Source organism: Microbacterium sp. 71-36, assembly GCF_001898305.1.
GTDB lineage: Bacteria > Actinomycetota > Actinomycetes > Actinomycetales > Microbacteriaceae > Microbacterium.
Genome location: NZ_MKTP01000009.1, coordinates 17,634 through 30,644, shown reverse-complemented (window position 1 = coordinate 30,644; position 13,011 = coordinate 17,634). Strand labels below are relative to the sequence as shown.

General features: G+C 70.5%; 13 protein-coding genes. 5 read left to right on the top strand and 8 right to left on the bottom strand.

The window, feature by feature from the left end; translation table 11 throughout:
* Positions 1 to 2: 2 nt before the first annotated feature.
* A complete protein-coding gene (efeO, locus tag BGO45_RS16230) occupies positions 3 to 1,232 on the bottom strand; it encodes an iron uptake system protein EfeO (protein WP_292696227.1) in 1,230 nt (409 codons plus the stop codon).
* Entirely contained in the window at positions 1,229 to 2,236 is a 1,008-nt protein-coding gene (efeU, locus tag BGO45_RS16225; protein ID WP_292696226.1) for an iron uptake transporter permease EfeU, read from the bottom strand. The genes efeO and efeU overlap by 4 nt, the downstream gene beginning before the upstream one ends.
* A gap of 345 nt (positions 2,237 to 2,581) precedes the next feature.
* On the opposite strand from efeU, the gene BGO45_RS16220 reads away from it, so the two are divergent.
* Positions 2,582 to 3,658, top strand: a complete 1,077-nt coding sequence (locus tag BGO45_RS16220) for a 2-oxoglutarate and iron-dependent oxygenase domain-containing protein (protein WP_292696225.1) — start codon at positions 2,582 to 2,584, stop codon at positions 3,656 to 3,658.
* Between the two features lie 294 nt (positions 3,659 to 3,952).
* Here the strand turns inward: BGO45_RS16220 and rpsO are convergent, their stop codons facing one another.
* Positions 3,953 to 4,222, bottom strand: coding sequence for a 30S ribosomal protein S15 (gene rpsO / locus BGO45_RS16215; RefSeq protein WP_058598104.1), 270 nt, complete (start codon positions 4,220 to 4,222; stop codon positions 3,953 to 3,955).
* Positions 4,223 to 4,386: 164 nt separating this feature from the next.
* On the opposite strand from rpsO, the gene BGO45_RS16210 reads away from it, so the two are divergent.
* The 3 genes from BGO45_RS16210 (at position 4,387) to BGO45_RS16200 (ending at position 6,901) form a co-directional block, all read left to right on the top strand.
* Positions 4,387 to 4,608 (top strand): DUF167 domain-containing protein, encoded by a 222-nt coding sequence (locus BGO45_RS16210; protein WP_292696219.1) that lies wholly within the window; start codon positions 4,387 to 4,389, stop codon positions 4,606 to 4,608.
* Positions 4,605 to 5,906, top strand: a complete 1,302-nt coding sequence (locus BGO45_RS16205) for an MFS transporter (RefSeq protein ID WP_292696217.1) — start codon at positions 4,605 to 4,607, stop codon at positions 5,904 to 5,906. The genes BGO45_RS16210 and BGO45_RS16205 overlap by 4 nt, the downstream gene beginning before the upstream one ends.
* Before the next feature lie 77 nt (positions 5,907 to 5,983).
* Positions 5,984 to 6,901: a DMT family transporter gene (locus BGO45_RS16200; RefSeq protein ID WP_292696215.1), complete on the top strand. Its 918-nt coding sequence runs from the start codon at positions 5,984 to 5,986 to the stop codon at positions 6,899 to 6,901.
* Positions 6,902 to 6,968: 67 nt separating this feature from the next.
* Here the strand turns inward: BGO45_RS16200 and BGO45_RS16195 are convergent, their stop codons facing one another.
* The 3 genes from BGO45_RS16195 to BGO45_RS16185 form a co-directional block, all read right to left on the bottom strand.
* Positions 6,969 to 7,529, bottom strand: coding sequence for a YceI family protein (locus BGO45_RS16195; protein ID WP_292696213.1), 561 nt, complete (start codon positions 7,527 to 7,529; stop codon positions 6,969 to 6,971).
* A gap of 148 nt (positions 7,530 to 7,677) precedes the next feature.
* On the bottom strand, positions 7,678 to 8,043 hold the full coding sequence (locus BGO45_RS16190; protein WP_013583439.1) for an FKBP-type peptidyl-prolyl cis-trans isomerase: 366 nt from the start codon (positions 8,041 to 8,043) through the stop codon (positions 7,678 to 7,680).
* Between the two features lie 149 nt (positions 8,044 to 8,192).
* Entirely contained in the window at positions 8,193 to 9,359 is a 1,167-nt protein-coding gene (locus BGO45_RS16185) for a PrsW family intramembrane metalloprotease (protein WP_292696203.1), read from the bottom strand.
* 93 nt (positions 9,360 to 9,452) lie between these two features.
* Between BGO45_RS16185 and BGO45_RS16180 the strand changes: the two genes are divergently transcribed.
* Positions 9,453 to 10,319: a fumarylacetoacetate hydrolase family protein gene (locus tag BGO45_RS16180; RefSeq protein ID WP_292696200.1), complete on the top strand. Its 867-nt coding sequence runs from the start codon at positions 9,453 to 9,455 to the stop codon at positions 10,317 to 10,319.
* 168 nt (positions 10,320 to 10,487) lie between these two features.
* Here BGO45_RS16180 and BGO45_RS16175 read toward each other — a convergent pair whose 3' ends face one another.
* Both BGO45_RS16175 and BGO45_RS16170 read right to left on the bottom strand, forming a co-directional pair.
* Entirely contained in the window at positions 10,488 to 11,951 is a 1,464-nt protein-coding gene (locus BGO45_RS16175) for an aspartate ammonia-lyase (protein ID WP_292696197.1), read from the bottom strand.
* Positions 11,952 to 12,090: 139 nt separating this feature from the next.
* Entirely contained in the window at positions 12,091 to 12,990 is a 900-nt protein-coding gene (locus BGO45_RS16170) for a phosphodiesterase (RefSeq protein WP_292696194.1), read from the bottom strand.
* Positions 12,991 to 13,011: the final 21 nt, after the last annotated feature.

Genomic DNA, 13,011 nt, shown 5'->3' with positions numbered 1-13,011 from the left:
CGTCACTCCAGGACGGTCACGGTGAGCTGCGAGAGCGGCTCGGCGAGGGCGTTGATGAGGTCGGTGAGCTGACGCTTGTCCTCGTCCGTGAGCTGCGTGTACGGCGCGAAGCCCGCGTCCGCCGAGCCGTAGGCCGCCAGCGCGGCCTCGAGGTCGGCGTACCCGGTGTCGATCCGCGTGACGAGGGACGCACCCTTGTCCCCCTTGGACTCGGCGAAATCGCGCACGAGCGAGAAGGCCATCTTCGAGCCCTCGACGTTCGCGGCGAAGTCGTACAGATCGGTGTGCGACCACCAGTCCTCTTCACCGCTGATCTTTCCGGTGGCGACCTCGTCGAGGAGGGCGATGGCACCGTTGGAGATCCCGGCGACGCCCTGGTCGGTGAGCGCCTGCTCGAACGCGTCGGAGTGGACGTAGTCGTACAGCTCCTGCGTGTCCGCGACGAGGGTCTGGCCGTACGTCGCACGCTCGGCGGACGTCGACGGCGCCCAGTCCTTCCACGCGGGGGTCTCGCCGTCGGCGTTGAGCGCGTCCTGCGCGGGGACCCACAGGTCCTTCTCGATCCGGTGGAAACCGGTCCAGGTCAGGCCCTCGGCCGCCGCGTCGACCTCGCGGTAGTCGATGCGCGGATCGAGATCGCCGAGCGCCTCGGCGATCGGTTCGATGCGCTCGTAGAACGCGCGGACACGCGGGTACTGCTGCTGCGCCGCCGCGTCATCGCCGGACTCGTACGCCGCGGTGAAAGTCTGCACGGCGGGCAGCAGCTGACCGACCTGATCCTTGACGAACGCGGCGTACAGGTCGATCGCCTGCTGCTTCTGTTCGGCATCCACGCCGTCCACGGCGACCGCGTCACCGGTGACCGTGAACGCGGCCTTGCCCACTCCGTCGCCCACCATGCCGGGCTTGCACAGCGTGAAGTAGTCGCCCGGCTGCGCCGTCACGGTCAGGCTGCGCGAGGCGCCGGGGGCGACGTTCTCGACCTCACCGACGATGCGCAGACCGTCGGAGGCGAGCAGATAGAACTCGGTGGTCTGATCGCCCTTGTTCACCACGTCGAACGCGAGCGTGCCGCTCGTCGCGGTCGCCGCGGAGACGTCGCAGCCGTCGGCCGTCGACGTGACGGTGAGGGCACCGGTGGCGGCGGCGTCGGTCTTGGCGACGCAACCGGAGAGGACGAGGACGGCCGCGCCGGCCGCGGCCGTGGCCGCGAGGAGGCGAGTCGGGTTCATGATGCTCCGTTCGGATGGGCGGCGGATGCCACGGCGGGCGCGGCAGCCGGAGTCGGGGTCGCGGCGGGCGCGGGTGCACCGGCGGGCGCGGGTGCACCGGCGGGCGGAACCGCGGTGGGGCGGCGCCCCGCCCGGACACCGCGGACGAACAGGGGGACGACGACGGCGACGTAGACGACCCACGCGATGACCTGCAGCCACGTCATCTGGGGCATGAATCCGACCGTCGCCTGCAGCAGCACCGCGAGGGTGCTGTCGGGCGCGAGGGCGCCGGAGACGTCGAACGCCCACCCGAAGGGGAAGCCCACCCAGCCGACGGCGACGGCACCGGTGGACGGATCGATCGGGGCGCCGGCGCCGAAGGGGCCGGGGAGCGCACCCGCCTCCTGCAGATCGTGGAACGCGTACGCGAGCACCCCCGCCGCGACGATGATGAGGAACCCGCCGGTCCAGGTGAAGAAGCGTCCGAGGTTCAGGCGCAGCATGCCGCGCGCGATCAGCCAACCGAGCACGGCGGCGGTCACGAGTCCCACGAGCGCCCCGATCAGGGCGACGGGCTTGTCGCCGAAGCCCTGCACCATCGACCACAGCAGCAGGGTCGTCTCCACGCCTTCGCGAGCCACAGAGACGAAGCCGATGACGACGAGCGCCCAGACCCCGCCGCGGAGCGCCCGGTCGATTCCGCCCTCGAGACCCGCCTTGAGCGAGCGGCCGGCCTTCTGCATCCAGAAGATCATCCAGGTGACCATCGCCACGGCCAGCAGCGAGAGCCCCCCACCGATCAGCTCCTGCGCCTCGAACGTCAGGGCGTAGGCGCCGAACGTGAACACGGCACCGATCGCGACCGCCAGTGCGATGGCGAGCCCCACGCCGACCCAGAGGCGCGGCAGGGCGTCACGGCGTCCGAGCTTGGTGAGGTAGGCGACGAGGATGCCGACGACGAGCGCAGCCTCCAGCCCCTCACGCAGTCCGATGAGGAACGGAGCGAAGAAGGACGCGAGCACGGGCGGACACCGACTTTCGGGATTCGGAGAGGACCGCGGCGGTGCGGGTAGGTAAGGGCAGCCTCACCTGACTCAGACACATTACGCAATACGGCGGCCTTCTCGCACCCCACCAGGCGGAGGGACACCCCCGCCGATCAGCGGGGTTCGCGGCATCCAACACTCCTCGGGGTTACGGCGTCACATTCTCTTCGACGCGGGAAACAACCGCCTGACCGGGGGAATCCGCCGCGGTTCAGACGCCGCGACCGCCTCGCACCGCACCCGCACACCGACACCGCCCACGCGCCGGTAACCGTCGGCAACATTCGCCGTCGCGCCGCAGACCCGACTTAGCCTCTGTTCATGTCCGAGCTGAACCTCCCGATCCTCGACCTCTCGCTCCTCGACCAGGGGCCGGAGTCCGCCGCCCGATTCCGCGACGAACTGCGCACCGCCACCCGCGATGTGGGCTTCTTCTACCTCACCGGCACCGGGATCAGCCCCGATCTGGAGGCTCGCCTCCTCCGCGCGGCGAAAGACTTCTTCGCGCTGCCGGAGGCGGAGAAACTGGCGATCGAGAACGTCACGAGCCCCCACTTCCGCGGGTACACGCGGGTCGGCGGCGAGCTGACCCAGGGTCGCGTCGACTGGCGCGAGCAGATCGACATCGGACCCGAGCGCGAAGCCATCTGGGCCCCCACGCCCGGAGGCTCGCCGCGGCGCGACAGCGACGCGGGGAGTGGGCGTAGGGACGACCCCGACGGCCCCGGCTACAACCGGCTCGTCGGACCCAACCTGTGGCCGGCGGCCCAGCCCGAGCTCCAGGACGTCGTGGGCGAGTGGCACGACCACCTCACCGGCATCGCGCGCAAGCTCCTGCGCGCGTGGGCGCTCTCCCTCGGCGCCGAGGAAGAGTACTTCGACCGCCACTTCGGCGATCCGCAGACGCTCATCAAGATCGTGCGGTACCCCGGCAAGGACGACCCGACGCCCCAGCAGGGCGTCGGCGCCCACAAGGACTCCGGATTCCTCACTCTGCTGTGGGTCGAGCCGGGCAAGGGCGGGCTGCAGGTGCTCCGCGACGGCGAGTGGGTCGACGCGCCGCCGGTTCCCGGCGCCTTCGTCGTGAACATCGGCGAGCTGCTCGAGTACGCCACCCAGGGGTATCTCACGGCGACGAACCACCGCGTGATCTCACCGAAGTTCCCCGACGAGCGCATCTCGGTGCCGTTCTTCTTCAACCCCGCACTCGACGCGGTGCTCCCGATCATCGACCTGCCCGCGGAGTTCGCCGCCGAAGCCCGCGGCGTCTCCCAGGACCCCGCGAACCCGATCCACGCCACGTACGGCGAGAACGCCCTCAAGTCGCGCCTGCGCGCCCATCCCGACGTCGCCGAGCGCTGGCATCCCGATCTGGTCGCCGCCCGCGCGGCATCCTGACCGGCGCATCCGGCGCCACGTCCCGCGCGCCACGCCCTTCGCGCCCCGCAGCGCACAATGCCGCTACCTCCGCGATAAACGCTATCCACGGTGAGAAACGCGACGACGTCTTGTTTCTCGTCGCGGATCGCGTTTATCGGTGGATGCCACGACACGGCGCCGCAACACCACGCCCCCACGCCGCAACCCCGGCGCCGCAACGCCGCGCCCCGGCGCGGCGGGGAATGACGAAGGCCGCCCCACACCGTGGGGCGGCCTTCCAAGAATGTTTTGCGCGATTGAACGCTGGTGCGATTAGCGACGCAGACCGAGACGCTCGATGAGCGAGCGGTAACGGTTGATGTCGACCTCCTGCAGGTAACCCAGCAGGCGGCGGCGCTGACCGACGAGCAGGAACAGGCCACGGCGCGAGTGGTGGTCGTGCTTGTGTGCCTTGAGGTGCTCGGTGAGGTCCTTGATGCGCTGCGTCAGCATCGCGACCTGCACCTCGGGGGATCCGGTGTCACCGGGGTGCGTCGCGTACTCTTCGATGATCGCCTTCTTGACGTCTGCTTCCAGTGCCATAGGTGATCCCCTTCCTCTTCGTTGCGCGGCGCCCGACGCCTGATGCGTGGGCTCTCTTTATCCGCGGCCGATCGAACGGCAACCGCATGAGTCTACCAGCATCCGGATGCCGCCACCCACCCGCCCACGAACCCCGGCGAGCGCCCGTGCCGTAGCCTCGACGGGTGCAGATCACCGTCCGCGTGAAGCCCGGCAGCCGGCGCGGCCCCCTCGTCGAGGACGGACCCGACGGCCTTCTCGTCCACGTGCGAGAACGCGCCGCCGACGGCGCGGCGAACGCGGGCGTCGTCCGGGCGCTGGCCGACCATTTCGGAGTCGCCCCGCGCGACGTCGAGATCCTGCGCGGCCACACCGCCCGCGTCAAGCGCGTCGAGGTCGGGGAGTGAGCCGGGGCAGCGCGCTGATCGACCTGCGCCCCCTCACCACCTCTCCCGCGTTCGCCCGCCTGTGGATCGGGTCGACGCTCTCGGGCATGGGCGGTCAACTCACCGTCGTCGCGGTCATGCTGCACGTGTTCGAGCTGACGCAGAGCACGTTCGCGGTGTCGATGATCGCCGTCGCGGGCCTGGTCCCGATGGTCCTCGCGGGGCTCTACGGCGGCATGCTCGCGGATGCCTTCGACCGCCGCACCGTCGCCCTGATCGCCGCCTCCGTGACGTTCGTGTCCACCGCGCTGCTCGCGGCCCTGGCCTGGACGGGGATGGAGAACGTGGCATCCCTCTTCGTCCTGAGCGTCGTCAACTCGGCCGCGAACTCGATCGTCATGGCCACCCGCTCGGCGATCACGCCGCGTCTCCTCCCCCGCGATCTGCTGCCGGCCGCGGCCGCGCTGCAGGGAGTCACGGTCGGGATCATGGTGATGGCCGGACCCGCGCTCGCGGGCGTCCTCGTCGCGTTCGCGGGCTACGCGTGGACCTACTCGCTCGACGTGCTGCTGATGACCTCGCTGTTCCTCGGCCTGTGGTCGTTGCCGCGGCTGCGGCCCGAGGGCGAGATCGTCCGGCCGGGCCTGGAGTCGTTCCGCGACGGCGTGCGGTTCCTGCGGCGCGCCCCGAACATCCGCCTGCAGTATCTGCTCGACATCACCGCGATGACGTTCGGCCAGCCGATCGCCCTGTTCCCCGCGATCGGTGCCGTGCTCCTCGGCGGCGGCGCGATCACGACCGGCATCCTCACCGCCGCCATCGCGGCAGGGGCGTTCCTGTCGAGCCTGTTCTCGGGCCCCGTCGGCCGTGTCCGGCGGCAGGGGCTCGGGATCGAGCGGGCGATTCAGGTCTACGGCCTGTCGATCGGGGCGTTCGGCGTGATCCTGCTGGCCGCCACGCTCGGATGGATGCGCCCGGCGGACACCGGCGAGGACTCCGGCGCGGTCGTGCTGATCGTGCTCGCGGCGATCGTCCTGGCGGTCTCCGGCGCCTCCGACAACGTCAGCGCGATCTACCGCTCGACGATGATGCAGGCGGCGGTCCCGGATGCCATGCGCGGCCGCCTCCAGGGCATCTTCATCGTCGTGGTGGCCGGCGGCCCCCGTGTCGGCGCGCTCTACGCCGGGACGCTCGCGACCCTCACGGCCCTGTGGGTGCCGCCGCTGTTCGGCGGCATCCTGATCCTGGCCCTCGTCGGCGTGCTCGTGCGCTTCTCGCCACGGTTCCGCGACTACGACGCGCTGAACCCCGTGCCCTAGCGCCAACCACCGGCGGATTCCGGACTTCTCACCCGCGGACCCGCGCGCGTGTCCGACCTCCGGCCTAGGGTCGGGACGTGGCATCCACTTCCTCCCCCTCCCCCGTCTCGGTCACGGTGCAGTTCGTCCTGACCGGCATCGTGTGGGGGTCGAGCTTCCTCTTCATCGCGGTCGCCCTCACCGGCATGACCCCCGCGCAGGTCGCCGGCGGGCGGCTCCTGTTCGGCGCGCTCGCTCTGGCGGCCGTCGTCGCCGTGCGACGGGAACGGCTCCCGCGCAGCCCCCGGATCTGGGCGCACCTGTGCGTCCTCGGCGTGACGTTCTGCGTGGTCCCGTTCCTGCTGTTCGCCTGGGCGGAGCAGCACGTGTCGTCGGGGCTGGCGAGCATCTTCAACGCCACGACCCCGATCATGACGGCGATCATGGCGTGGGCTGTGTTCCGCGTCGAGCGCCTGCGCGCGGGACAGCTGATCGGCATCGCGGTGGGCATCGCCGGGGTCGTCGTCATCATCGCCCCGGGCGCCCTCACCGACGTCGGGGGCAGCACCGTCGCGCAACTCGCGCTCCTCGGCGCGACCGCGTGCTACGGCTTCAGCCTCGCGTACATGCGGCGCTTCCTCGGGGACGCCGGGTTGTCGGGCATCGCGTTCGCGTTCGGGTACATCGGGCCCGCGGCATTGCTGATGCTGCTGCTGTCGCCGCTGATCCTCGCGGAGCCCATGAACCCGACCCCCGCCGTCGTCGCGAGCATCGTCGCACTCGGCGTGCTCGGCACGGGGCTGGCGTACGTGTGGAACCAGAACACGCTGCGCGCGTGGGGACCCACGCGCGCCTCGACCGTGACCTACATCACCCCGGTCGTCGGCGTCGCTCTGGGCATCGCGGTGCTCGGCGAGAAGATCACGTGGAACGAGCCCGCCGGCGCGGTCGTCGTCTTCCTCGGCATCCTCCTGGTGCAGGAGCGGGTGCGTCTCGGTCGCCGCATCCGCGCCTGATCATCCGGCCCGCAACGACGGAGGTCCCGGATGCCGTGGCATCCGGGACCTCGCAGAAGTCGATCGATCAGGCCTGGAGGGCGAACTGCAGGTCGAGCTCGATGGTGACGTCCTTGCCGACGAGCACGCCGCCGGTCTCGAGGGCGGCGTTCCAGGTGAGGCCGTAGTCCTCACGGTTGATGACCGTCTTGGCGGTCGCGCCGGCCTTGTAGTTGCCCCACGGGTCGGTACCGAACCCGCCGAAGTCGATCGAGAAGGTGGCGGGCTTGCTGACGCCGCGGATGGTGAGCTCGCCGTCGACGAGGAAGTCGCCGTTCTCGACACGGACACCGGTCGACCGGAAGTCCATCGTCGGGTAGGTCTCGGTGTCGAAGAACTCGGCCGAACGCAGGTGCTGGTCGCGTCCCTCGTCCTTGGTGTCGACGGACGTGACGTCGACGGAAGCCTCGACAGTGGCCTCGAACGGGTTCTCGGGGGCGACGAGCGTCGCGCTCTTCATGCCGAATGTACCGCGCACCTTGGAGATCATCATGTGGCGGACGGTGAACGTCACCTCGCTGTGCGAGGGGTCGAGCACCCAGGTGCCCTGCTTGTAGCCGGGGATCTCGAGCGTGGTCGTGTCGGTCATGTCACTCCTTGAGGTCTGGGGAGCCGGTACGGCGTCCTGCCGGGGTCCAACTCGCATTCATCCGAATGTATTCCACGATTCCCGAAAAACACGAACCCGAGGGGGCCGGAGCTCCCTCGGGTTCGTGAACAGGCGGTGAAACGCCGGGTCAGCCCACCTTGAGCAGGTCGATGATGAAGATGAGGGTCTTGCCGCCGAGGAAGTGGCCGCCGGCGGGTCCGTACGCCAGGTGCGGCGGGATCACGAGCTCGCGGCGTCCGCCGACCTTCATGCCCGGGATGCCGTCCTGCCAGCCCTGGATCAGGCCGCGGAGCGGGAACTGGATGCTCTCGCCGCGACCCCACGACGAGTCGAACTCTTCACCCGACTCGTACTCGACACCGGCGTAGTGCACGGTGACGGTGTCACCGGGCTTGGCCTCATCGCCGTCGCCGACGATGATGTCGCGGATGACGAGGTCGGAGGGGGCGGGGCCGCTGGGAGCGTCGAACTCCGGCTTGGTGCGATCAGTCATGACACCATCCAAGCACGCGGCGGGCACCCGCGAACCCCCTGGACAAAGACTCAGCGCCCGGTGCCGCGGCGATGCCTGCGTGTCTCCCGGGCGCTGAGTTGGCCTACATCGATGGTGCTCCCGGTCCCCGCGCCTGTCAAGACCCGGCGTCAGGGGGCCAGCAGTGCGGCACGCGCCGCGGTGGTGCGCTGGAGCAGCGCACGCTCCTGTGCGGCCGCCGTGGCGTCGCGGCCGGAGAGGGCCCGCTGGCGCGCGGCGGCGAGCGCCGTGGCATCCCGGATGAAGCTCTTCATCACCGCCGAGCGGTCGCCCGGCAGCCCTCGCGCCCAGGCCACCGACGACCGGCGTCCGGCGCCCGTGGCGAGCATGTCGACCTCCTGCGCGGTGAACCAGCCCGCGGCGGCGTACTCGCCGAGCCGTGCCCGCGTCAGTCGCGCCTCCTCCCGGCGCAGCGCGAGGATACCGAGGACGAACAGCACGAACAGCGGCACCTGCAGCGTCGCGTACAGCTCGAAGAAGTTGAAGAAGGTCGCAGAACCGTTCCACAGCGCGTGGAGCACGATCGCTCCGACGAGGCCGGGCAGCGCGTACCGCAACGCCGCCCCGGTGCCGAGCGACCGCCGGGCAGCGAGACCGAACGCGAAACCGGTGAGGCTGGTGAACATGACGTGCGCGAACGGCGAGAGCACCGCACGGAGGAAGAACACCCCGCTGACCTGCACCGCACCGCCCTCGATGAAGCTCACCGCGAAGTACTGCACGTTCTCGGTGAACGCGAACCCGGCGCCGATGAGGGCGCCGTAGACGATGCCGTCCACCGGCCCGTCGAACGACCGGCGCGCGCCGACGTACAGCAGCAGCAGACCCAGGCCCTTGGCGACCTCCTCGACGATCGGAGCCTGCACGACCGAGCTGAACGCATCGCCCCACCCACCCGTGAGGAACGCCAGGAGCGCGTCCACGCCGAGGGCGATCGCGACCGACGCGATCGCGCCCCAGGCCACGGCGAACGCGAGCAGCCGCCGCGGCTCGGGCTCCCACCGATCGATGAGCCGCACCGCGAACCACACGATCACGAACGGCACCACCGCGAGGATCATCCCGACGATGGATGCCGCGGGCCCGAGGAACCGCAGGAAGTACAGCACGAGCAGTCCCAGGACCGGCACGAGAAGCCCCGCGACGATCCACAGGAGCACTCCGCCCCGCCGTGGACGCGCGGGGACGCCCGCCGCCGGCACGGCGGACGGCGGGGCGTCGGAGATGCGGGCGGGCTCGCCCGGCCCGGGCTGCCACAGCGGCGAGGGGTAGCTCATGCGCACAGCCTAGGGGCGGGGATCCGCACACCCCCGCGGGTTGCCGGGGCGGCGGACGGCTTCCCCCGGCGACCGGCCCGGTAGCGTGGAGGCATGCGTTTCGCCCACGTCCGTTCCCCGGAGGCGGCCGATGCCCCTCGCCTCGTCAGCGTCCACGGCGAGGAGTTCGCGTTCGTCGACGGGTTCTTCGCCGGCGCTCCCACGACCCTCGAGCAGCTCATCGCCGGCGGCGACGACCTCCTGGCGCGTGTGCGCGAGGCCGCACCGTCGGCGCCCCGGCATCCGCTCGAGGGGGTGCCCTTCGCATCGGCGGTGCTCGCACCCCCGACGATCCTCGCCGTCGGGCTCAACTACGCGGCGCACTCGGGCGAGCTCGGACTGAAGACGGATGCCGGCCCCACCGTGTTCGTCCTGTGGCCGAACTCCCTCACGGCGCACCGCGAGACGACCTCGTGGCCGCGCGCCCTCAGCGAGGCCGTGGACTACGAAGCCGAGCTCGGCGTGATCATCGGGCGGCCGGGCCGCGACATCCCGGAGGCGGACGCGCTCGATCACGTGTGGGGCTACACGGTGGTCAACGACATCACCGCGCGCAACATCCAGTTCTCGGAGGCGCAGTGGTCGCGCTGCAAATCGTTCGACGGCTTCACGCCGACGGGTCCGTTCGTCGTGACCGCCGACGAGATCCCCGACCCGCAGGACCTCCACATCTGGACCGTCGTCGACGGCCACACCGTGCAGGACGCATCGACCGGCCAGATGGTGCGGTCCGTGGCGACGCTCATCCACAAGCTCTCCGAGTCGGCGACGCTGCTGCCGGGCACCCTGATCTCCACCGGCAGCCCCGGCGGAGCCGGCTACTCCCGCGACCCGCAGATCTTCCTCCGCGACCGGTCGACGGTGACCGTCGGCATCGACGGCATCGGCGAACTCACGACGCACTGCCGCATCCTCGACTGAGCCCGGCGTGGCCGCGGCCGCGGCGCCTCAGGCCGTGGCATCCCCGTTCCGGCACCGAGACTGCATCCGCCTGACGAGTCCACTGCAGCGTGCAGTGGAGATGTCAGGCGGATGCAGTCTCGCGGGCGGGGGCGGGGGCCCGCCCGAGCCGGCCGGGGCGGGCGCGGGTCACTCCTCGACGACGCTGTCCGCGGCGCGGATGACCGGGATCGCCTCGGTGATCGCCTGCAGACCCGACAGCCGCGCGGGCGAGATCTGCTTCATGACCTCGTCGCGCGTCATGAGCCCCGCCTCGACGACGAGGTCGGCGACGTTGCGATGCGTGAGGAGCGCGGTCTTGGCGAGCGCCGCGGCCGCCGCGTAGCCGATGAACGGGGTCAGGGCGGTGACGACGCCGACCGACGAGCCGACCATCGCGCCCAGCCGCTCGCGGTTGGCGGTGATGCCGTCGATGCAGTTCACCCGCAGGGTCCACATCGCCTGACGCATCCAGGTGATCGACTGGAAGATCGAGTGGGCGATCACGGGCTCGAAGGCGTTGAGCTGCAGCTGACCGCCCTCGACCGCCATGGTGACCGTCATGTCGGCACCCACGACCGAGAAGGCGACCTGGTTGACGACCTCGGGGATCACGGGGTTCACCTTGCCGGGCATGATGCTCGAGCCCGCCTGGCGAGCCGGCAGGTTGATCTCGCCGAGACCGGCCTGGGGTCCGCTGGAGAGCAGCCGCAGGTCGTTGCAGATCTTCGAGAGCTTGATCGCGTTGCGCTTGAGGGACGCCGAGAACGACATGAAGGCGCCGGTGTCGCTCGTGGACTCCACGAGGTCGGTCGCCGTCTCGAGGTCGAGTCCGGTGATCTCCCGGAGGTGCCGCAGCACCGACGGGCCGTAGTCGGGATGCGCGGTGATACCCGTGCCGATCGCCGTCGCCCCCATGTTGATCTCGAACATGAGGTACGCGTTCTCCTGCAGGCGGTTGTAGTCCTCGCCCAGGGTCGTGGCGAAACCGTGGAACTCCTGGCCGAGCGTCATCGGCACGGCATCCTGCAGCTGGGTGCGCCCGACCTTGAGGACGTCGTGGAACTCCTCGGCCTTCGCCAGGAACGACTGCCGCAGCAGCCCCAGCTCCTCCAGCAGACTCCGGAGCGTGAGCGACAGGCCGATCTTCACCGCGGTCGGGTAGACGTCGTTCGTGGACTGGCTGCGGTTGGTGTCGTCGATCGGCGACAGGAAGGCGTAGTCGCCCTTCTCGCGCCCCGCCATCTCGAGCGCGATGTTGGTGATCACCTCGTTGGCGTTCATGTTCGTCGAGGTACCGGCGCCGCCCTGGATGACCCCCACGGCGAACTCGTCGTGGAACTCGCCGTCGATGACGCGCTGCGCGGCGCGGTCGATGAGATCGGCCTTGGCCGGGTCGAGCACCCCGATCTGCCGGTTCGCCCGCGCCGAGGCCTGCTTGACCATCGCGAGGGCCCGGACGAGGTCGGGGTAGACCGAGATCGGTCGCTTCGCGATGGGGAAGTTCTCCAGAGCCCGCGCGGTGTGGATGCCCCAGTAGGCATCGGCGGGGATCTCGAGGGAGCCGAGCGAATCGGTCTCGATACGGGTGCGCGTCATTGCGTCCAAAGCCATGGGGGATGTCCTCGTGGGTCGTCACGGCGGTCAGGGATCCCCCGAGCCTAACCACCGCGACCAGCGGAGTCGCTGGACACCACGGCCTGTCGCTGGACACCCGCACTCCCCCGCGTACAGCGGCGCCGCGCGGACGGGTTCAGCGCTTGCGCGAGAACGCCTCGAGCCGCTCCTCGGGAGTGAGGTCGGCCATCCGGGCGACCCACTCCGGCGTGAAGTAGCCCGCCGACTCCGCGTCGACCACGGGCACCACCGCATGCGTGATCGTGTCGTCCCACACGTGGACCAGGTGGAAGGACTGCCCGGCATCCATGCCGTTCACCTCGTCGGACGGGGCGGCGAGGTCCATCGTGTAGCAGGACGCCGCGGAGACGCTCACGGGAACGCCCGCGAAGGTGCCGGAGGTGGAGTAGTGCAGGTGTCCCGCGAGGATGGCGCGGACGTCGCTGCCGGCGATCGCCGCCGCCAGGCCCGGCTGGTCGCGGAGCTCGAGGATGTCGAAGAACGGGATGTGGGTCGGCAGCGGCGGGTGGTGCAGCGCCAGGATCGTACCGAGCGGAGCCGGCTCGGCGAGCTCTGCGCGGAGCCACTCCAGCTGAGCGGCATCGAGATCGCCGTGGTGCCAACCCGGAACGGTCGAGTCCAACGCGATGAGGCGGAGGCCGTCCAGGTCCCACACTCCGGTGACGGGTTCTTGGGTGGGGTCCGCGTCGAGCAGCTCCGCGCGCAGGGCGGGACGCTCGTCGTGATTGCCGGCGACCCACACGACCGGCGCGCCCAGACGCGCCGCCCACGGCTCGACCTCGGCTCGGAGCGCACGGTAGGCGTCGGGCTCACCGAGGTCGGTCAGATCTCCCGTGAACACCACGGCATCCGGTCGCACACCCGTCGCCTCGGCCGCCGTGAGCGTGCGGCGGAGGTGCGCGCCGGCGTCGTAACGACCACCCAACAGCCGGTCGCCGGCCAGCAGGTGCGTGTCACTGAGATGGAGGATCACACGCCGCGCGGGCGCGTGCTGACCGAACTGCACCGATGCCATGCCCTCAGCCTACGAGGGGCG